At 70.8% G+C, this 18,322-nt stretch carries 16 protein-coding genes and 1 pseudogene; 4 read left to right on the top strand and 13 right to left on the bottom strand.

From position 1 onward, the window contains the following. Nucleotide 1 precedes the first annotated feature (1 nt). A complete protein-coding gene (locus MAA44156_RS04550) occupies nucleotides 2-970 on the top strand; it encodes a serine hydrolase (RefSeq protein ID WP_009978162.1) in 969 nt (322 codons plus the stop codon). Here MAA44156_RS04550 and trmD read toward each other — a convergent pair. The 5 genes from trmD to MAA44156_RS04525 form a co-directional block, all read right to left on the bottom strand. Beyond that, nucleotides 967-1,686, bottom strand: coding sequence for a tRNA (guanosine(37)-N1)-methyltransferase TrmD (gene trmD, locus MAA44156_RS04545; protein ID WP_009978163.1), 720 nt, complete (start codon nucleotides 1,684-1,686; stop codon nucleotides 967-969). The genes MAA44156_RS04550 and trmD overlap by 4 nt on opposite strands. A gap of 6 nt (nucleotides 1,687-1,692) precedes the next feature. Next, entirely contained in the window at nucleotides 1,693-2,220 is a 528-nt protein-coding gene (rimM, locus tag MAA44156_RS04540) for a ribosome maturation factor RimM (RefSeq protein WP_009978164.1), read from the bottom strand. Between the two features lie 9 nt (nucleotides 2,221-2,229). After that, a complete protein-coding gene (locus MAA44156_RS04535; protein ID WP_009978166.1) occupies nucleotides 2,230-2,472 on the bottom strand; it encodes an RNA-binding protein in 243 nt (80 codons plus the stop codon). A gap of 8 nt (nucleotides 2,473-2,480) precedes the next feature. Then, nucleotides 2,481-2,993: a 30S ribosomal protein S16 gene (gene rpsP, locus MAA44156_RS04530; protein ID WP_029248555.1), complete on the bottom strand. Its 513-nt coding sequence runs from the start codon at nucleotides 2,991-2,993 to the stop codon at nucleotides 2,481-2,483. A 132-nt stretch (nucleotides 2,994-3,125) separates the two neighbouring features. Next, nucleotides 3,126-3,545: a nuclear transport factor 2 family protein gene (locus MAA44156_RS04525; RefSeq protein WP_003875068.1), complete on the bottom strand. Its 420-nt coding sequence runs from the start codon at nucleotides 3,543-3,545 to the stop codon at nucleotides 3,126-3,128. A 59-nt stretch (nucleotides 3,546-3,604) separates the two neighbouring features. On the opposite strand from MAA44156_RS04525, the gene MAA44156_RS04520 reads away from it, so the two are divergent. Next, nucleotides 3,605-4,474 (top strand): D-alanyl-D-alanine carboxypeptidase family protein, encoded by an 870-nt coding sequence (locus tag MAA44156_RS04520; protein ID WP_003878716.1) that lies wholly within the window; start codon nucleotides 3,605-3,607, stop codon nucleotides 4,472-4,474. A gap of 103 nt (nucleotides 4,475-4,577) precedes the next feature. Here MAA44156_RS04520 and MAA44156_RS04515 read toward each other — a convergent pair whose 3' ends face one another. The 4 genes and pseudogenes from MAA44156_RS04515 to ffh all read right to left on the bottom strand — a co-directional run bounded on the left by MAA44156_RS04515 (nucleotide 4,578) and on the right by ffh (nucleotide 9,748). After that, nucleotides 4,578-5,171, bottom strand: a complete 594-nt coding sequence (locus tag MAA44156_RS04515; protein ID WP_009978170.1) for a TetR/AcrR family transcriptional regulator — start codon at nucleotides 5,169-5,171, stop codon at nucleotides 4,578-4,580. A gap of 1 nt (nucleotide 5,172) precedes the next feature. Then, nucleotides 5,173-7,016, bottom strand: a pseudogene (locus MAA44156_RS04510) (N-acyl-D-amino-acid deacylase family protein). A gap of 81 nt (nucleotides 7,017-7,097) precedes the next feature. Next, on the bottom strand, nucleotides 7,098-8,189 hold the full coding sequence (locus MAA44156_RS04505) for a metal-dependent hydrolase family protein (protein WP_003875064.1): 1,092 nt from the start codon (nucleotides 8,187-8,189) through the stop codon (nucleotides 7,098-7,100). Between the two features lie 5 nt (nucleotides 8,190-8,194). Next, nucleotides 8,195-9,748 (bottom strand): signal recognition particle protein, encoded by a 1,554-nt coding sequence (gene ffh, locus MAA44156_RS04500; RefSeq protein ID WP_009978173.1) that lies wholly within the window; start codon nucleotides 9,746-9,748, stop codon nucleotides 8,195-8,197. Nucleotides 9,749-9,963: 215 nt separating this feature from the next. Here ffh and MAA44156_RS04495 point away from each other — a divergent pair, with 215 nt between their 5' ends. Together MAA44156_RS04495 and MAA44156_RS04490 are read left to right on the top strand one after the other, a co-directional pair. Beyond that, nucleotides 9,964-10,755, top strand: a complete 792-nt coding sequence (locus tag MAA44156_RS04495; RefSeq protein ID WP_009978174.1) for an alpha/beta hydrolase — start codon at nucleotides 9,964-9,966, stop codon at nucleotides 10,753-10,755. Between the two features lie 101 nt (nucleotides 10,756-10,856). Continuing rightward, nucleotides 10,857-12,596, top strand: coding sequence for a DEAD/DEAH box helicase (locus MAA44156_RS04490; protein ID WP_009978175.1), 1,740 nt, complete (start codon nucleotides 10,857-10,859; stop codon nucleotides 12,594-12,596). A 16-nt stretch (nucleotides 12,597-12,612) separates the two neighbouring features. On the opposite strand, the gene MAA44156_RS04485 is transcribed toward MAA44156_RS04490, so the two are convergent. The 4 genes from MAA44156_RS04485 to ftsY all read right to left on the bottom strand — a co-directional run bounded on the left by MAA44156_RS04485 (nucleotide 12,613) and on the right by ftsY (nucleotide 18,303). Beyond that, nucleotides 12,613-15,057, bottom strand: a complete 2,445-nt coding sequence (locus MAA44156_RS04485; RefSeq protein ID WP_011725667.1) for a [protein-PII] uridylyltransferase — start codon at nucleotides 15,055-15,057, stop codon at nucleotides 12,613-12,615. Between the two features lie 45 nt (nucleotides 15,058-15,102). Further along, a complete protein-coding gene (glnB, locus tag MAA44156_RS04480) occupies nucleotides 15,103-15,441 on the bottom strand; it encodes a nitrogen regulatory protein P-II (protein ID WP_003878721.1) in 339 nt (112 codons plus the stop codon). Continuing rightward, complete coding sequence (locus tag MAA44156_RS04475) at nucleotides 15,438-16,913, bottom strand: ammonium transporter (protein ID WP_042632831.1); 1,476 nt, start codon at nucleotides 16,911-16,913, stop codon at nucleotides 15,438-15,440. Before MAA44156_RS04475 ends, glnB begins: the two co-directional genes overlap by 4 nt. A 103-nt stretch (nucleotides 16,914-17,016) precedes the next feature. After that, on the bottom strand, nucleotides 17,017-18,303 hold the full coding sequence (gene ftsY / locus MAA44156_RS04470) for a signal recognition particle-docking protein FtsY (protein ID WP_009978180.1): 1,287 nt from the start codon (nucleotides 18,301-18,303) through the stop codon (nucleotides 17,017-17,019). Nucleotides 18,304-18,322: the final 19 nt, after the last annotated feature.

Raw genomic sequence — 18,322 nt, 5'->3', positions numbered from 1 at the left:
AATGCGGGTACGGCCGCTGACGCTGTTCACCGCCACCGCGGCGGTGACGTTGCTGATCGCCGCCGGTTCCGAGGCGCTGGTCCAGGCCAAGGTGTACCACCTGCCCGTCGCCGCGCCGGTGCGGGTGCTCACCCAGCCGCCGCCCCCGCAGTCGGCCGCCCTGATGCTCGAGGCCGCCACCCCGCCGCAGCCGCCGCAGGCGCTGCCGAACGCCGGGTTCGCCCAGCTGCCGCCCCGCATCCAGCAGGCCGCCGACCAGGCCGCGGCCAGCGGCGCCGCGCTGTCGGTGGCCATCCTCGACCGCGGCACCCACCAGCTGGTGTCCAACGGCAACGGCCAGATCGTGGGCACCGCGTCGGTGGCCAAGCTCTTCATCGCCGACGATCTGCTGCTGCACCAGGCCGAGGGCAAGGCCGCGCTGAGCGCCGACGACCGCCAGGCGCTGGACATCATGCTGCAGTCCTCCGACGACGGCGCCGCCGAGCGGTTCTGGGGCCAGGGCGGCGGCGCGGCCATCATCTCCGAGGTGGCGAGCCGCTACGGCCTGACGTCCACCACCCCGCCCGGCGACGGCCGCTGGTGGAACACCATGAGCTCGGTGACCGACCTGATCCGCTACTACGACATGCTGCTGGACGGGTCGGGCGGCCTGCCGGCCGACCAGGCCAGGATCATCGTCAGCGACCTGGCCCAGTCGACCCCCAACGGCGTGGACGGTTATCCGCAGCGATTCGGCATCCCCGACGGCCTGTACGCCGAGCCCGTCGCGGTCAAGCAGGGCTGGATGTGCTGCATCGGCGCCGACTGGATGCACCTGTCCACCGGCGTGATCGGCGCCGACCGCCGCTACATCATGGTGGTCCAGTCGCTGCAGCCCGCCGACGACGCGACCGCCCGGGAGACCATCACCCGGGCGGTCAAGACGATCTTTCCCGACGGCCGCATCGAGGCCCCGCCGCACGGGCTCTAAAGGCCCGGATCGTCTTGCGGCCCAACCGGATCGGCTAGCAGGTCCGGTCGGCGCTCGCGGGTGCGCTGCAGCGAGACCTCCCGGCGCCACGCCGCGATCCGGGCATGGTCACCGGAGAGCAACACCTCCGGCACGTCCAGCCCGCGCCAGCTCGGCGGCCGGGTGTAGCTGGGCCCCTCCAGCCGCCGGTCCAGCGCCGGCGAGTGCGAATCATCGTGGCGCGACGCGGGATTGCCGAGCACCCCGTCGAGCAGCCGCAACACGGCCTCGATCATCACCACCGCCGCCGACTCCCCGCCCGGCAACACGTAGTCGCCGATGGAGACCTCTTCGACCCGCATCCGCCGGGCGGCGTCCTCGACCACCCGCTGGTCGATGCCCTCGTAGCGGCCGCATGCGAACACCAGATGCCGCTCGGCGCTCCAGCGGGCGGCGGTGGCCTGGTCGAACAGCACGCCGGCCGGCGTGGGAACCACCAAAAGTGTTTCCGCGGAGGAGATTTCGTCGAGCGCCTCACCCCACACCGGCGCCTTCATCACCATGCCCGGGCCGCCGCCATAGGGGGCGTCGTCGACCGAGCGGTGCACGTCGTGCGTCCAGCGCCGCAGGTCGTGCACCCGCAGATCGACCAGGCCGGACTGAATCGCCTTGCCCGGCAACGACTGCCGCAGCGGGTCCAGGTAGGCCGGAAAGATGGTGACGACGTCGATTCTCATGCCGGCCTACAGGTCCAGCAGGCCGTCGGGCGGATCGATCTCGATGAGCCCGTCTTCCAGCGACACCGCGGTGACGATCGCGCTGACGAACGGCACCAACACTTCTCGCGGCGCACCGTCCGCGTCGTCACGCACCGCCAGCAGCTCGCCGGCGGCGGTGTGCAGCACCTCGGCGACCGCACCGACCCGCCGGCCGCCGGTGGTGCGCACCTGCAGGCCCTCGAGTTGATGGTCGTAGTAGGTGTCAGGCTCGTCGATGTCGGGCAACTCGGCGGAGTCGACGACGAACAGGGTGCCGCGCAGCGCGTCGGCGGCGTCCCGGTCGGTGACGCCGGCCAGCCGCACCAGCAGCCGCCCGCCGTGCTCACGCGCGCTCTCGATGACGCAGCTGCGTTCCGGGCCGCCACGGGAAGGCTTGGCGCGCAACGTGTTACCCGGTGCGAGTCGGGCGGCGGGATCGTCGGTGCGGATCTCGACGACGATCTCACCGCTGATGCCGTGCGCTTTGACCACGCGCCCGACGGTCAACTCCAAGGGAGTTCCCTACTGGTCGGTGTCCACCACGTCGACGCGGATCCCGCGTCCGCCGATGCCGGCGACCAGCGTGCGCAACGCCGTCGCGGTGCGACCGCCGCGGCCGATCACCTTGCCCAGGTCGTCGGGGTGGACGTGGACTTCCACGGTCCGCCCGCGGCGGCTGGTCACCATGTCCACCCGGACGTCGTCGGGGTTGTCGACAATCCCGCGAACCAGATGCTCAACAGCGTGAACGACAACCGTGCTCATGACCGCGGTCAGCTCTCGGTGCTCGACTCGGCCTGCTCGCCACCCTCGGCCGGCGCGGCGGCCTCAGGCTCGGCTGCTTCCGGCGCGGCGGCTTCCGGCTCGGCGGCCTTCGCGGCCTTCTTGGCCCCCGACGTCGCGGCCTTCTTCTTCGGCTTGGCGGCCTCGGTGGTCGGTCCGCCCTCGGCCTCGGCCAGCGCGGCGTTGAACAGCTCCAGCTTGCTGGGCTTGGGCGGGGCGACCTTCAAGCGGCCCTCGGCGCCCGGCAGACCCTTGAACTTCTGCCAGTCGCCGGTGATCTTCAGCAGCTTGAGGACGGGCTCGGTGGGCTGAGCACCCACAGACAACCAGTACTGCGCGCGCTCGGAGTTGATCTCGATCAGGCTCGGGTCTTCCTTGGCGTGGTAGCGGCCGATGATCTCGATGGAGCGGCCGTCGCGCCGGGTGCGGGCGTCGGCGACGGCGATGCGGTACTGGGGATTGCGGATTTTGCCAAGCCGGGTGAGCTTGATCTTCACAGCCATGGTTAAGCGAATTCTCCTGTGTGGATCACGCTGCAATTCAGCAATCGGGGCGGGCTGCCCGGATCCGGTTTTGCCTCGCGTGCAGCCGCCTATTGTGCCAGAACGGCCGCGGCGATCAGAAATCGCGCGCGGTCACATCACCTTCTGGAACACCTTCGTCTCCACCCGCCGGGTCATCCGCCAGCCCCCGGGCGTGCGTACGAACTCGTCGTCGTACCAGAGCCCGCAGAACAGCACTTGATCGGTGTCGCCGCCCAGCACCATCGGGTTGAAGCAGATCACCCGCGACGAGGCGGTGTCGCCGTCGATGCGCACCGAGAAGTTGCCCAGCATGTGCGCGTATACCGGGAAGTTGGGCAGCACCTCGGCCAGCCACTTCTTCACCTCCGGGTACCGACCCTCGATGCCGCCCAGCGCCGTGTAGTCGATGTAGGCGTCCGGCGTGAAGACGTCGTCCAGGTCGTCGAATCGCCGGTTGTCGATCGCGGTCGAGTAGTCCACCAGCAGCTGCTGGATCTCCAGGCGGTCGGAGATCTCCTCCAGGCTCAACATGCATCGGACAGTAGACGAAAATCCCCTCCGAAATGGACCGGAAGTTAGACTTTGCGGCCATGCGCAAGCTCTGGACCGCGGCCGCGGCGCTGCTGCTCGTCGGCGCCTGCGGTGCCCCCACCGCCGCGGCGGACAGCACCCAGCCGGCCGGCTCGATCCCGATTCCCGACGGCCCGGCGCAGACCTGGATCATCGCCGACCTGGACAGCGGTCAGGTGCTGGCCGGCCGCGACCCCAACGTCGCGCATCCGCCGGCCAGCACCATCAAGACGCTGCTGGCCCAGGTGGTGCTGGACGAGGTGAGCCTGGACGCCACCGTGGTGGCCGACGCCGCCGACACCCAGGTCGAATGCAACTGCGTCGGCATCAAGCCGGGCCGCAGCTACACCGCGCGCCAACTGCTCGACGCCCTGCTGCTGGTGTCGGGCAACGACGCCGCCAACACGCTGGCGCACATGCTGGGCGGGCCGGAGGCGACGGTGGCCAAGATGAACGCCAAGGCGGCGGCGCTCGGCGCCACCAACACGCACGCGTCGACGCCGTCCGGCCTGGACGGGCCCAACGGGTCGGGGTCGTCGACGGCGCACGACCTGGCCGTCATCTTCCGCGCGGCAATGGCCAACCCGGTGTTCGCGCAAATCACCGCCGAGCCCTCGGCGATGTTCCCTGGCGACAACGGTCTGCAGCCGATCACCAACCAGGACGAGCTGCTGCAGCGCTACCCCGGCGCGATCGGCGGCAAGACCGGGTTCACCAACGCGGCCCGCAAGACCTTCGTCGGCGCCGCCGCGCGCGGGGGCCGGCGGCTGGTGATCGCCATGATGTACGGGCTGATCAAGGAGGGCGGGCCGTCGTACTGGGATCAGGCGGCGACGTTGTTCGACTGGGGATTCGCCCAGAGCCCGCAGGCCAGCATCGGCTCGCTGTAACACCGACGCTCGCCACCCCGCGCCACCGCCGCCACCCCGCGAGCAGACACAAAAGCGCCCGTTTCCCCGGCGTGTCGCGTGCTTTTGCGTCTGCTCGCCAGACTCACTGCGGCAGCGCGGCGTTCAGCAGCGCGGTCAACACCGGGATCCGCTGCGCCGCGATTTCCGGTTGCGGCAGCACACCTTCCACCACCGCGGCGCCGTCGAACACGTTGCGCATCAGCGCCACCAGCACCGGGAAGGTGTCGGCCGGGAAACCCTCGACGCCGGGCAGCGCGCGAGACACCTCGTCGATCTTCGCGGCGTACTGCGCGAGCTCGTGTTGCAAAGTCTCCCTGAGCTTTTCGTCGGTGCGCGCCGCAACCGTCAGTTCGTAGATCACGGCGTTGACTGGGCCGCTGGTAAGGTCGCGCAGGATGCCTAGCACCGCTTCCAGCACCGGCTGGTCGGCGGGTATCTCGGCGACCCGCTTGGTGAAGGACTCCAGTTGACGGCGCAACACCTCCGAGGCGGTGGCCGCCATGAAGTCGCCCATGGTGTCGAAGTGCCGGAACAGCGCACCCACCGACACCCCGGCCCGCTTGGTGATCACCGCCGCCGAGGCGCGGGCGTAGCCGACCTCGATGATGGTGGCGATGGACGCGTCCAGCAGCCGCGCGACGGTTTCCTCGCGGCGCTGTTGCTGGGTTCTGGCCATCTCAGGCGGTCACCCTCGGGGCGCCGCCTTTGGCCCGGACCCGCTGGCCGGCCCGCAGGTAGCGGCCCGACTTCACGGTGTGCCCGTAGCCGTCCCGGAATTCGCCCTTGCGGTGGCTGCCGCCGAAGACGACGACGCCGCCCACGCCGGTGGCGACGACGGCGTCGTCGTTGCGGTTGATCATGCGGCGTAGGCCGCCGTAGAAGGGCACCGCCTCCTCGTGGTAGGCGTCCACCGACTCGTCGAGGCCGGCCGGGTCGATCACCACGAAGTCGGCCCGGTCGCCCGGGCGCAGGGTGCCGGCGTCGATGCCGAACCAGTCCGCCAGTTCGCCGGTGAGGCGGTGCACGGCCCGCTCGATCGTCAAGAAGGGCGCGCCGGCGGCCTGCGCGTCGCGGGTGCGCTTGAGCATGCGCAGCGCGAAGTTGTAGAAGGCCATGTTGCGTAGGTGCGCGCCGGCGTCGGAGAAGCCCATGTGGATGCTGGGGTCGGCGGCGAGTTTGTCCAGCTGCTTGGGCCGGTGGTTGGCCACGGTGGTGGTCCACCGGACGTTGCGCTCACCGTTTTCCACCAGCACGTCGAGGAACGCGTCCAGCGGGTGCAGGCCACGCTCGTCGGCGATCGCGCCAAAGCTCTTTCCTATCAACGACTTATCCGGGCATTCGACGATGACCGCATCGTGGAAATCGCGGTGCCACAGCGACGGGCCGAGCTTGACCCGGTCGAATTCGCGGCGGAACCGCCGACGGTAATCGGTGTCGGCCAGAAGTTCGTTGCGCTGCAACTGATCCCGCAGATGCAGCGCGGCGGTCCCCGCGCCGAACTCCTCGAAGACCGGCAGATCGATTCCGTCGGAATACAATTCGAACGGCACGGGCAGGTGCTGGAAGCGCACGCTGGAGCGCAGCAGTTTGTTGAGGATGCGGGTGCCCAGCCCGAAGGTGTGCACGGCCAGCGGCATGGACTTGGCGTCGGCCGACACCAGCATGCTCATCCGGACTCCCCTGCCGCGACCGAAGATCCGGCTGCTGGTCAGAAAGAACATCAGCGCCAGCGCGGGGTTGTCCAGATCCGGTGCGCTCTGCAGGATCCGGCCGCGGCGGCGCAGCACCTCGATCAGCTTGCGCCGTTCCCGCCAGGTGGCGAAGGTGGACGGCAGCGCGCGGGACCGGAAGCGTTCCCCGTCGAGCTTGTCGATGGCCGCATCCATCCCGGACATGCCGAGCAGCCCGGCGTCCAGCGCCTCGTCCAGCAGCGCCGCCATTTTCTCCAGTTCGGCATCGGTGGGCCTGACGGTGGCGTCGGTGGCGCGATCGAGCCCCAGCACCGCGGCGCGCAGATCCGAATGACCAAGCAGCGAGCCGACATTGGGCCCCAGCGGTAATGCGTCGACGGCCTTGACGTAGTCGGCGGCCGTCGACCAGGTCCGGTTGGAACTCAGTGCGCCGTAAACGTATTCGCGCGGCACCGCCTCCACCCGGCTGAACAGGTCGGCGGCGTCCTGCGAATCGGCGTAGACGGTGGACAGCGAGCAGTTGCCCAGCAGCACCGTGGTGACGCCGTGCCGCACCGACTCGCGCAGGCCGGGATCGAGCAGCACCTCGGCGTCGTAGTGGGTGTGCACGTCGATAAATCCGGGCAGCACCCACTTCCCGGCGGCGTCGATCACCTCGGGGCAGCCGGCCTCGTCCAGCGACTCGGCCACGTCCACCAGCACGCCGTCCCGGATGCCGAGCGTGCGGGTCAGCGCCGCGCCGCCGGTGCCGTCGAACCACAATCCGTCGCGAATGATCACGTCGTAGGGCATGGCGTCCTCCAAGTCGCGGGCTGCCGGAACGCTAACATAGATAGCAAGCACTCGCAATCTTTTGCGCCGAGATCCGCCCGCCGCCGACCGGTCTGCCCCGGCGGGTGCGACGCGCCGGGTTAGGCAGGTGAACGAAAGATGTTGCCGCGCAACATGATCAGATCGGGATTTCGAAGTACGGCCGGCCCGGAGCGCGGATCCTCGGCGAAGCACAACAGGTCGGCCGACGCGCCGTGCTCGAGTCCGGGCCGGCCCAGCCAGCGCCGCGCGTCCCAGCACGCCGCCCCCAGCGCCTGCGTCGCCGTCATCCCGATGCCCTTGAGCGCTTCCACCTCGTCGGCGATGCGCCCGGGGGCGACCATGGTGCCGGCGTCGCTGCCGGCGTAGATCGGCACGCCCGCCTCGCGGGCCGCGGCGATCCGGGACGGGCCGCGCGCATACAGGTCGCGCATGTGGGCGGCATACGTCGGGTACTTGGCGGCGGCCTGGGCGATGCCGGGGAAATTCTCGACGACGTTGACCAGGGTGGGCACCAGCGCGGTGCCGCGGGACACCATCAGCTCGATGGTGTCGTCGGTCAGCCCGGTGCCGTGCTCGATGCAGTCGATGCCGGCGTTGATCAGCCCGGGCAGCGCGTCCTCGCTGAAGACGTGCGCGGTGACCCGGGCGCCGTGCGCGTGGGCGGTGTCGATGGCGGCCTTGAGCACCTCATCGGACCACAACGGCGCCAGGTCGCCGACGCTGCGGTCGATCCAGTCGCCGACCAGCTTGATCCAGCCGTCGCCCCGTTTGGCCTCCTGCGCGACCGCGTCGGGCAGCTGCCACTCGTCGTCCAGCTCGCGGGAGAAGCCCGCCGCGTACCGCTTGGGCCGGGCCAGGTGTTTGCCGGCCCGGATGATGCGGGGCAGGTCGTCGCGATCGTCGAGGCTGCGGGTGTCGGTGGGCGAGCCGCAGTCGCGCAACAGCAGCGCGCCGACGTCGCGTTCGATCTCGGCCTGGGCGATCGCCTCGTCGAGCGGGATCTCACCGTGCTCACCGAGCCCGACGTGACAGTGGGCGTCGACCAGCCCGGGCACGATCCAGCCGCCTCCGGAAGCCCCGAAGACGGTGTCGGCGCCGGCCACCGGTTCGGTGCTGATCCGCCCGTCGACGACCCAGAGTTCGATCGGGCCCTCGTCGGGCAGACTCCGACCGCGTAGGTGCCAGCGCACGGCGGCTACTTGTTGCCCGGGAACTTCAGCTTGGACAGGTCGAAGTCGGCCAGCCCGGGTGGCAGCTCGTTGAGGCCCTCGGGCAGCTGCGACAGGTCGGGGTACCCGGCCGGCATCCCGGGCCCCAGCGGGCTGCGCACCTTCGGCGGGGTGGGGCCGCGCGCGCCCTTCTTGCCCTTCTTGGCTTTACCCTTGGCGCCCTTGGCTTTTCGCGTCGCCGACTTGCGGCCCAGCCCGGGAATCCCCATGCCGCCGAGCATCGACGACATCATCTTGCGGGCCTCGAAGAAGCGGTCCACCAGCTGGTTGACCTCCGACACCGTCACGCCGGAGCCGTTGGCGATGCGCAGCCGCCGCGACGCGTTGATGATCTTCGGGTCGGCCCGCTCTTCGGGGGTCATGCCGCGGATGATGGCCTGCAGCCGGTCCAGCTGCTTGTCGTCGACGGCGGCCAGCGCGTCCTTCATCTGCCCGGCGCCGGGCAGCATGCCCAGCAGGTTGCCGATCGGCCCCATCTTGCGGATGGCGAGCATCTGTTCCAGGAAGTCCTCGAGGGTGAGCTCGCCGCTGCCGATCTTGACCGCGGCGGCCTCGGCCTGTTCGGCGTCGAAGACCTGCTCGGCCTGCTCGATCAGGCTCAGCACGTCGCCCATGCCCAGGATGCGGCTGGACATCCGGTCGGGGTGGAAGACGTCGAAGTCCTCCAGCTTCTCGCCGGTGGAGGCGAACAGGATCGGGACCCCGGTGACCTCGCGCACCGACAGCGCCGCGCCGCCACGGGCGTCGCCGTCGAGTTTGGTCAGCACCACGCCGGTGAAGCCGACGCCCTCGCGGAAGGCCTCGGCGGTGGTGACGGCGTCCTGGCCGATCATCGCGTCCAGCACGAACAGGATCTCGTCGGGGTCGATGGCGTCGCGGATGGCCGCGGCCTGGGCCATCAGCTCGTCGTCGATGCCCAGCCGGCCGGCGGTGTCGACGATGACGACGTCGTGGTGCTTGGCCCGGGCCTCGGCGAGGCCCTGTGCGGCCACCGCCACCGGGTCGCCGGGCCCGGACTCGGGCGAGGCTCCCGGATGCGGCGCGAACACCGGGACGCCGGCGCGCTCGCCGACGACCTGCAGCTGGTTCACCGCGGCGGGGCGCTGCAGGTCGCAGGCCACCAGCAGCGGGGTGTGGCCCTGCCCGCGCAGCCAGGCGGCCAGCTTGCCGGCCAGCGACGTCTTACCGGAACCCTGCAGACCGGCGAGCATGATCACGGTCGGTGGAGTCTTGGCGAACGCCAGCTGGCGGGTCTCGCCGCCCAGGATGCCGATGAGCTCTTCGTTGACGATCTTGACGACCTGCTGCGCCGGGTTCAGCGCGCCGGACACCTCGGCGCCCTTGGCGCGCTCCTTGATCCGGGTGACGAACGCGCGCACGACGGGCAGCGACACGTCGGCTTCCAGCAGCGCCAGCCGGATTTCGCGGGTGGTGGCCTCGATGTCGGCGTCGGTCAGTCGACCCTTGCCGCGCAGTCCCGCAAGGGCACCGGTCAATCGGTCGGACAGCGATTCAAACACGACGCCAGCCTAGTGGCACTGCAAGCGCCGCGAAGCGGGGCGCAGCAGGTGCCACGCAACCAGGCCTAGTGGCACTGCAAGCGCCGCGAAGCGGGGCGCAGCAGGTGCCGTTCGGCGCGAGCGTCACGCTGGCGTGACCCTCGGCGTCGAGCGCCACGCCGGCGTGACGCTCGACGGGGGTTGACGGCGCGACGCCGGCACAGAACAGTCAGCTCATGCTCGAGGTGATCGAGAAGGGGTCCGGCAGCGCCGAGCACCCGACGCCGCTGCTCTTCGTGCACGGCGGCTGGCACGCCGCGTGGTGCTGGGAGAACTTCCTGGACTTCTTCGCCGACGCCGGCTACCGCGCGGTCGCGCTCAGCCTGCGCGGGCACGGCGCCAGCCCCACGTCCAAGCCGCTGCACAGGGTCTCCATCGCCGACTACCTGGACGACGTCGCCGCGGTGGCCGGCGAGCTGGGCGGCGCGCCGATCCTCATCGGCCATTCGCTGGGCGGCTTCGTCATCCAGCGCTACCTGGAAACCCACCGGGTTCCCGCCGCGGTGCTGGTGGGGTCGGTGCCGCCGCAGGGCGTGCTCAGGCTGGCGCTGCGGGTCTGGCGCCGCCGGCCGTCGATGACCATGGAAGCCTGGAACGCCCCCACCCTGCTGAAATTCCTCGCCACCCCGGCGCTGGCCCGCGAGTACCTGTTCTGCGCCGCCACCCCCGAGGCGATCGTCGAATCCTGCCGGCAACGCGCCGGAGCCGAAAGCGTGCGCGCCGCCATGACCGATCCGATGCTGCGCCGGGTCAGGACCCGACGGGTCAGCACGCCGATCCTGGTGCTGGGCGCGACGCACGACGGCTTCGTCAGCGCCGCGGACGTGCGCGCCACCGCGCGGGCCTACCGCACCGATCCGGAGTTCTTTGACATGGGCCACAACATGATGCTGGAACCGGGATGGGTCGCGGTCGCCGAACGCATCCGCGACTGGCTGCAGGCCCCGACGGCGGCCCGTCACCGCTAGCCCGGTCGAGTCGCTCCCGCACCGAAAACCGTTGGCGTGCTAGATTTCACAGCCGCCGCTCAATCGAGCTGGCCGCGTCGAGGAGCAACGATTGGGGGCCTGTGTCGGTGCCGGTCAGCAGCTTGGATCCGCGCGCCGGCAACGACCACAGCGACCGCTCCGGTGCGCTGCGCGGCTGGCAGCGCCGGGCGCTGGTGAAATATCTCGCGGGGCAGCCCCGCGATTTCCTGGCGGTGGCGACCCCGGGCTCGGGCAAGACGACGTTCGCGCTGCGGGTGGCCGCCGAACTGCTCGGCCAGCGCGCCGTCGAGCAGGTCACCGTCGTGGTGCCCACCGAGCACCTCAAGGTGCAGTGGGCGCAGGCCGCGGAGCGGCACGGCCTGGCGCTGGACCCGCGGTTCTCCAACAGCAACCCGCGGATCGCGCCGGAGTACCACGGCGTGATGGTGACCTACGCTCAGGTCGCCGCGCACCCCACGCTGCACCGGGTGCGCACCGAGCAGCGCAGGACGCTGGTCATCTTCGACGAGATCCATCACGGCGGCGACGCCAAGACGTGGGGCGATGCCATCCGCGAGGCGTTCGGCGACGCCACCCGCCGGCTCGCGTTGACGGGCACGCCGTTTCGCAGCGACGACAGCCCCATCCCGTTCGTGCGGTACGAGGCCGGACCCGACGGGGTGCGCCGCTCGCAGGCCGACCACACCTACGGCTATCCCGAGGCGCTGGCCGACGGCGTGGTCCGGCCGGTGGTCTTTCTGGCCTACTCCGGGGAGGCACGCTGGCGCGACAGCGCCGGCGAGGAGCACGCGGCGCGGCTGGGCGAGCCGCTGTCGGCCGAGCAGACCGCCCGGGCCTGGCGCACCGCGCTGGACCCGGCCGGGGAATGGATGCCCGCGGTCATCGCGGCCGCCGATCAACGGCTGCGCCAGCTGCGTGCCCACATTCCCGACGCCGGCGGCATGATCATCGCCTCCGACCGGGTCGCGGCCCGCGCCTACGCGACCCTGCTGACCGAGATCACGTCTGAGACGCCGACCGTGGTGCTCTCCGACGACCCCGGATCCTCGGCGCGCATCAGCGAATTCGCGGCGAGCACCAGCCGGTGGCTGGTGGCGGTGCGGATGGTCTCCGAGGGCGTCGACGTGCCGCGGCTGTCGGTCGGCATCTACGCCACCAGCGCCTCCACGCCGCTGTTCTTCGCCCAGGCGGTCGGCCGGTTCGTGCGGTCGCGCCGCCCGGGCGAGACCGCGAGCATCTTCCTGCCGTCGGTGCCCAACCTGCTGCAACTGGCCAGCGAGCTGGAGGCCCAGCGCAACCACGTGCTGGGCGAGCCGCACCGCGTCTCCGAGGGCGACCCCCTCGACGGCGACCCGGCCACCCGCACGCAGAACGAGAAGAGCGAACTCGACAACGGCTTCACCTCGCTGGGGGCCGACGCGGAACTCGATCAGGTCATCTTCGACGGCTCGTCGTTCGGTACCGCCGCCCCGGCCCGCAGCGAGGAGGAGGCCGACTACCTCGGCATCCCGGGTTTGCTGGACGCCGAGCAGATGCGCGCCCTGCTGCACCAGCGCCAGGACCAGCAGCTGCAGCGGCGGGCCGGGCAGCCGTCGGCGGGCGACGCCCCGCCGGCCACGGTGCACGGCCAGCTGCGCGAGCTGCGCCGCGAGCTCAACACGCTGGTGTCGATCGCTCATCATCGAACGGGCAAGCCGCACGGCTGGATTCACAACGAGCTGCGGCGCCGCTGCGGCGGACCGCCGATCGCCGCGGCCAGCCGCGAACAGTTGCGGGCCCGCATCGACGCGGTGCGCCGGCTCAACGCCGAGCACTCCTGACGGCCCATCACGGCCGCTAGTCGCCGACCGGTTCCTCGAGCACTTCCACGGCCGGACCGCCCAGCACCGTGAGCAGGCTTTGCTCGACGGCGTCGCGGGCGCCGGCGTCGCCGGCCGTGACGCAGAAGGCGTCGGCCGCGGTCGAGCCGAAGGTGTTGACCTTCGCCCAGACGATGTCGGTGCCGGCCCGCTCCAGCGCCCGGGTCAGCAGGGCGAGCAGCCCGAGTCGGTCCATGGCGCGGACTTCGACGATCAGCTGGTCGGCCGCGGCGGTGTCGACCCACAGGATGCGCGGCGGCGCGGTCGAGCGGGTGACGGGCACCCCGACCTGGACCTCGCCGGCCCGCCTGGTGGCCGCGCCGACGGCGTCGCTGTCCCGCTTCTCCAGCGTGCCCAGCACGTCGACGTCGCCACCCAGCGCGCCGGTGAACTGCTGGCGCAGCAGGCCCGCCTCCGGCGGCGAACCGAACAGCGGCGACACCACGAATTCGACGACCGCGAATCCCTCGTGCGTGCTGGCCGAGGCCGAGTGGATCCGCAGCGAGTTCAGCGCCAGCACCGCGGCGGCCTTGGAGACCAGTCCGCGTTGATCCGGCGCGGCCATCACCACGTCCAGCCGCTCGCCGCCGCCGGGCTTGATCTGCACATGCACGCCGCGGTCGGCGGCGAGCGAAAGGTATTGGGGCGCAGCAGGTTCGACCTTCGGAAGCGGCTCCCCCGCCATCACCATCCGGCAGCGCCGAACCAGATCGTCGATCAGCGACGCCTTCCAGTCGCTCCACACGCCGGGCCCGGTGGCCTTGGAGTCCGCCTCGGTCAGCGCGTGCAGCACTTCCAGCAGCAGCGGGTCCTCACCGAGGGTTTTCGACACCCGCTCAATGGTTTTCGGGTCGTTGAGGTCGCTTCTGGTGGCGGCCACCGGCAGCAGCAGGTGGTGGCGGACCAGCTGCGCGAGCAGCTCGACATCGGCGGGCGCCATCCCCAGCCGCGGCCCGATCTCGAGGGCCAGCCCGGCCCCGAGCACGCTGTGGTCCACACCGCGGCCCTTGCCGATGTCGTGCAGCAGGGCCCCCAGCGCGAGCAGGTCGGGCCGGGCCACCCGGGTGGCCAGCGGCGCGGCGTTGACCGTGGTCTCGATGACGTGGCGGTCCACCGTCCACTTGTGCGCGACGTCGCGGGGTGGCAGGTCGCGGATGGCGTCCCACTCCGGCAACAGCCGGCCCCACAGCCCGGTGCGGTCGAGCGCCTCGATGGTCGCCACCGTGGTCGGCCCCGCCGACAGCAGCACCAGCAGGTCGTCCAGCGCCTCCCGCGGCCAGGGCTCCGGCATCTCGGGCGCGGCGGCGGCCAGCCGGCTCAGCGTGGCCGCGCCGATCGGTAAACCGGTGCTGGCCGACGCGGCGGCCACCCGCAGCACCAGGCCCACGTCGGTATCCGGGCGGGCGTCGCGGGCCAGCACGATCTCGCCGGCGTACTCCACCACGCCCTCGTCCAGGGGACGGCGCTTGGGCCGGCGCACCAGGGCCGACACCCCGCGGCGCGGCAGCGCGTTCTCCGCGGTGCGCAGCCCGGTCTCGGCGTGATAGGCGATGGTGCGGCTGGCGTCGGACAGCTTGCGGGCCAAGTCGAATCGGTCACCGATGTGCAGGGCCGCGCTCAGTTCGTCGCCGTACTGGGCCAGCAGCTGGTCCAGCCCGCGGCCGGACACCCGGTGCAGCTCGGTGCGCACGTCGAGCAACGTCAGATGCGCGTCGTCCAGCGAGCCCCCCGGCGACTCGGGCCGAGCCATGCCGTGCCGGTCGATCAGCTGCGCCACGCCCAGCGCGTCCAGCAGCTGCACATCGCGCAGGCCGCCGCGGCCCGACTTCAGATCCGGCTCGGCGCGCTGCGCGATCCGGCCGCACCGGTCCCAGCGGGCCTGGGTCATCTCCACCAGCTCGTCCATCCGGGAGCGAATTGCGCTGCGCCACTGGCGTCTTGCGCCGGCGATCAACTCGTCGCTCAACCGCGCGTCGCCGGCGACGTGCCGGGCGTCCAGCATGCCCAGCGCCGCGATCATGTCGCCGTTGGCGACACCGAGCGCCCCGGACACGGTTCGCACGCTGTGGTCGAGCCGAACGTTGGCGTCCCACAACGGATACCACAGCGCGTCGGCGACCCGCTGCAGCACCTCGTCGGACTTGTTGTCGTGCAACAGCATCAGGTCCAGATCGGAATACGGCAGCAGCTCGTGGCGGCCCAGGCCGCCGATGCCCACCAGGGCGAAGCCGCTGTCGTCGGCGATACCGATCTGGGCCGCCTTGGCGGCCAACCACGATTCGTGCAGATCCAGCCAGGCGTGCCGCAGTTCGGCGGCGTGCAGCTTGCCGCCCTCGGAGAGAAGCTGACGCCGCGAGGCAGCCAAATCGACTGCCCCGCAAGCGTTTTGGTGCCCGGACGGATCGGGGCCGGTCGGGGTCATGCCGCCGGCGCCCGCCCGGGGTGTATCAGCAATTGGCGAAAGGCGTCACAGCGCATCGGTTCCGCGCTCGCCGGTGCGCACCCGCACGATGGTTTCCACCGGACTCACCCACACTTTGCCGTCACCGATCTTGCCGGTGCGCGCCGCCCGGACGATGCTGTCCACCACCTTGTCGACGATCGAGTCGTCGACGACGACCTCGATGCGCACCTTGGGCACGAAGTCGACCGAGTACTCGGCACCGCGGTAGACCTCGGTGTGACCCTTCTGCCGTCCGTAGCCCTGGATTTCGCTGACCGTCATACCCAGGACGCCCGCGTCCTCGAGGCTGGTCTTCACGTCATCGAGCGTGAACGGCTTTACGATCGCGGTGATCAACTTCATGACTGCTCTGCCTCCACTTTGTCGCCCACTCGCTGCTCCTCCAGGCCGTTGCGGGTATCCGCCACAGCGACCCGGGGCGGGAGAACCGAGCCGGTAGCCACGGCGAAATCGTAACCACTCTCGGCGTGCTCAGCCTCGTCGATACCCGAGGCTTCGGCCTCCGGGTTGAGACGAAGCCCCATCGTGTACTTCAGGATCAACGCCAGGATCAGCGTAACCACACCAGAGTAGATGAGGACGCTGAACGCGCCGACCGCCTGCCGTTCCAGCTGCGCCCAGCCGCCACCGTAGAACAGTCCCTTGGAGACGCCGGTGACGCCGCTGATGGCCGGGCTCTCCGGGGCGGCCAGCAGGCCCACCAGCAGGGTGCCGGCCAGCCCGCCGACCAGGTGCACCCCGACCACGTCGAGCGAGTCGTCAAAGCCCAGCTTGAATTTCAGGCCGACCGCCAGCGCGCACACCACGCCGGCCACCAGGCCCACCACCAGCGCGCCCAGCACGTTGACCGACGAGCAGGACGGGGTGATGGCGACCAGCCCGGCGACGATCCCGGACGCCGCGCCCAACGTGGTGGCCTTGCCGTCGCGGATGCGTTCGGTGAGCATCCAGGCCAGCATCGCGGTGGCGGTCGCGATCGTCGTCGTCATGAACGTCGACCCCGCCGCGCCGTTGGAGCTGGTGGCCGATCCGGCGTTGAACCCGTACCAGCCGAACCACAGCAGCCCGGCGCCCAGCATCACGAACGGCAGGTTGTGCGGCCGGAACAACGTGGTGGGCCAGCCGCGGCGCTTGCCCAGCACGATCGCCAGCATCAGGCCCGCCACACCGGAATTGATGTGCACCGCCGTCCCGCCGGCGAAGTCGATCGCGTGCAGCTTGTTGGCGATCCAGCCGCCGTGCTCGGAGGCGAAGCCGTCGAATGCGAACACCCAGTGCGCCACCGGGAAATAGACGAACGTCGCCCACAGGCCGGCGAACACCAGCCAGGCGGCGAACTTCAGCCGGTCGGACACCGCGCCGGAGATCAGAGCGACGGTGATGATCGCGAACATCAGCTGGAAGGCCACGAACACGGTGGCCGGCAGCGTACCGGCCAGCGGAATGTCCGTTGCCGCAGTGCCTTTGCTCGGGTCGGCGGCCACCGCGTTGACGCCGATGAGACCCTTGAGGCCCCAGTAGGACGTCGGCTTGCCCATGAAGTTGCCGACGTCGTCGCCGAAGGCGACCGAATAGCCGTAAAGCACCCACAGCACGGTGACCACGCCCATCGCGCTGATGCTCATCATGAGCATGTTCAGCACGCTTCTGGCGCGCACCATCCCGCCGTAGAAAAACGCCAGACCCGGCGTCATCAACAGCACCAGCGCGGAACTGGCCAGCATCCAGGCGGTATCGCCGGTATTGGGCTGGCCCAGTATCGGGTATGTCACTCGCAATCTCCTCCGGTCGGCCCGCTTCTGGCCATCAGACATGCGTCCGATGACCTGATCCAGAACATTGCGCAATGGTTGTTTCGGCGATAGTGCCGCTGTGTTTCGGCGGGATTAACGTCCCGCCGGGGCCGCGGAGGGGTTTTCAGCCGAGCAGCGCGTCGACGAAGGCGGCCGGCTCGAACGGCGCCAGATCGTCGGGGCCCTCGCCGAGGCCGACCAGTTTCACCGGCACCCCGAGTTCCTGCTGAACGCGGAAGACGATGCCGCCCTTGGCCGTTCCGTCCAGTTTGGTCAGCACGGCGCCGGTGATCTCGACGACCTCGGCGAACACCCGGGCCTGGGCCAGCCCGTTCTGCCCGATGGTGGCGTCGAGCACCAGCAGCACCTCGTCGACGGCGGCGCGGCGGGTGACAACCCGCTTGACCTTGTCGAGCTCGTCCATCAGCCCGACCTTGGTGTGCAGCCGGCCCGCGGTGTCGATGAGCACCACGTCGGCGCCGGCGGCGATGCCCTGGTCGACGGCGTCGAACGCCACCGAGGCCGGGTCGGCGCCCTCGGCGCCGCGCACCACCTCCGCGCCCACCCGCGACGCCCAGGTCTGCAGCTGGTCGGCCGCGGCGGCGCGGAAGGTGTCGGCCGCGCCCAGCACGACGCGCCGCCCGTCGGCGACCAGCACCCGGGCCAGTTTGCCGACGGTGGTGGTCTTTCCGGTGCCGTTGACGCCGACGATCAGCAGCACCGACGGGTGGTCGGCGTGCGGCAGCGCCCGGATCGAGCGGTCCAGGTCGGGCCGCAGCTCGTTGATCAGCACGTCGCGCAGCACGGCCTTGGCGTCCGCCTCGGTGCGCACGTCGCTGCTGGCCAGCCGGCCGCGCAGCTGGGCGATGACCGATTCGGTGACCACCGGGCCCAGGTCGGCGACCAGCAGGGTGTCCTCGACGTCCTGCCAGGCGTCTTCGTCCAGGTCGCCGCCGCCGATCAGGCCCAGCAGGCTGCGGCCGAGCGCGTTCTGGGAGCGGGCCAGCCGGCCGCGCAGCCGCTCCAGCCGGCCCTCGGTGGGCGCGATCTCCTCGATCTCGGGAGCGGGGGCCTCCGGAGCCGGCGCCGCCGGCGTCTCGGGTTCGGGAAGCTCGACCTCGGAGATGGTGCGTCGCGGCGCGTCCCGGGGGACGGTGGCGTCGTCGCCTACCGCCGGCAAGCCGGTGGTGTCGAGCCGCTCAGCCGGCTGGGCGGTCGGTGCCTGGCTGAACGTGATGCCCGAGGACGCGGTGTATCCGCCGGACCGGTCGATCGCCCCGGGTTCGGGGCGGGTCGAGAAGCTGATCCGGCGCCGGCGGTACCGCGCCAGGCCCAGGACCAGTGCGGCGATGACGACCAGGACGGCGATGACGACGAGGACCGCGACGGCGATCCAAAGACCTTGGGACACGCTGACATTGTTTCAAGCG

The sequence above is a fragment of the Mycobacterium avium subsp. avium genome (assembly GCF_009741445.1).
In the GTDB taxonomy this organism is placed as follows: Bacteria; Actinomycetota; Actinomycetes; order Mycobacteriales; family Mycobacteriaceae; genus Mycobacterium; species Mycobacterium avium.
Note: the sequence above shows the minus strand (reverse complement) of the source record. Positions and strands in the feature narration are given on the sequence as shown.

Coding starts and splice junctions, on each gene's coding strand:
- glnB (WP_003878721.1), bottom strand. CDS start 15,441: ATGAAGTTGATCACCGCGATCGTAAAGCCGTTCACGCTCGATGACGTG.
- MAA44156_RS04550 (WP_009978162.1), top strand. CDS start 2: ATGCGGGTACGGCCGCTGACGCTGTTCACCGCCACCGCGGCGGTGACG.
- MAA44156_RS04535 (WP_009978166.1), bottom strand. CDS start 2,472: ATGAGCACGGTTGTCGTTCACGCTGTTGAGCATCTGGTTCGCGGGATT.
- MAA44156_RS04520 (WP_003878716.1), top strand. CDS start 3,605: ATGCGCAAGCTCTGGACCGCGGCCGCGGCGCTGCTGCTCGTCGGCGCC.
- MAA44156_RS04515 (WP_009978170.1), bottom strand. CDS start 5,171: ATGGCCAGAACCCAGCAACAGCGCCGCGAGGAAACCGTCGCGCGGCTG.
- MAA44156_RS04485 (WP_011725667.1), bottom strand. CDS start 15,057: ATGACCCCGACCGGCCCCGATCCGTCCGGGCACCAAAACGCTTGCGGG.
- rpsP (WP_029248555.1), bottom strand. CDS start 2,993: ATGGCTGTGAAGATCAAGCTCACCCGGCTTGGCAAAATCCGCAATCCC.
- MAA44156_RS04475 (WP_042632831.1), bottom strand. CDS start 16,913: ATGTCTGATGGCCAGAAGCGGGCCGACCGGAGGAGATTGCGAGTGACA.
- trmD (WP_009978163.1), bottom strand. CDS start 1,686: ATGAGAATCGACGTCGTCACCATCTTTCCGGCCTACCTGGACCCGCTG.
- MAA44156_RS04525 (WP_003875068.1), bottom strand. CDS start 3,545: ATGTTGAGCCTGGAGGAGATCTCCGACCGCCTGGAGATCCAGCAGCTG.
- MAA44156_RS04495 (WP_009978174.1), top strand. CDS start 9,964: ATGCTCGAGGTGATCGAGAAGGGGTCCGGCAGCGCCGAGCACCCGACG.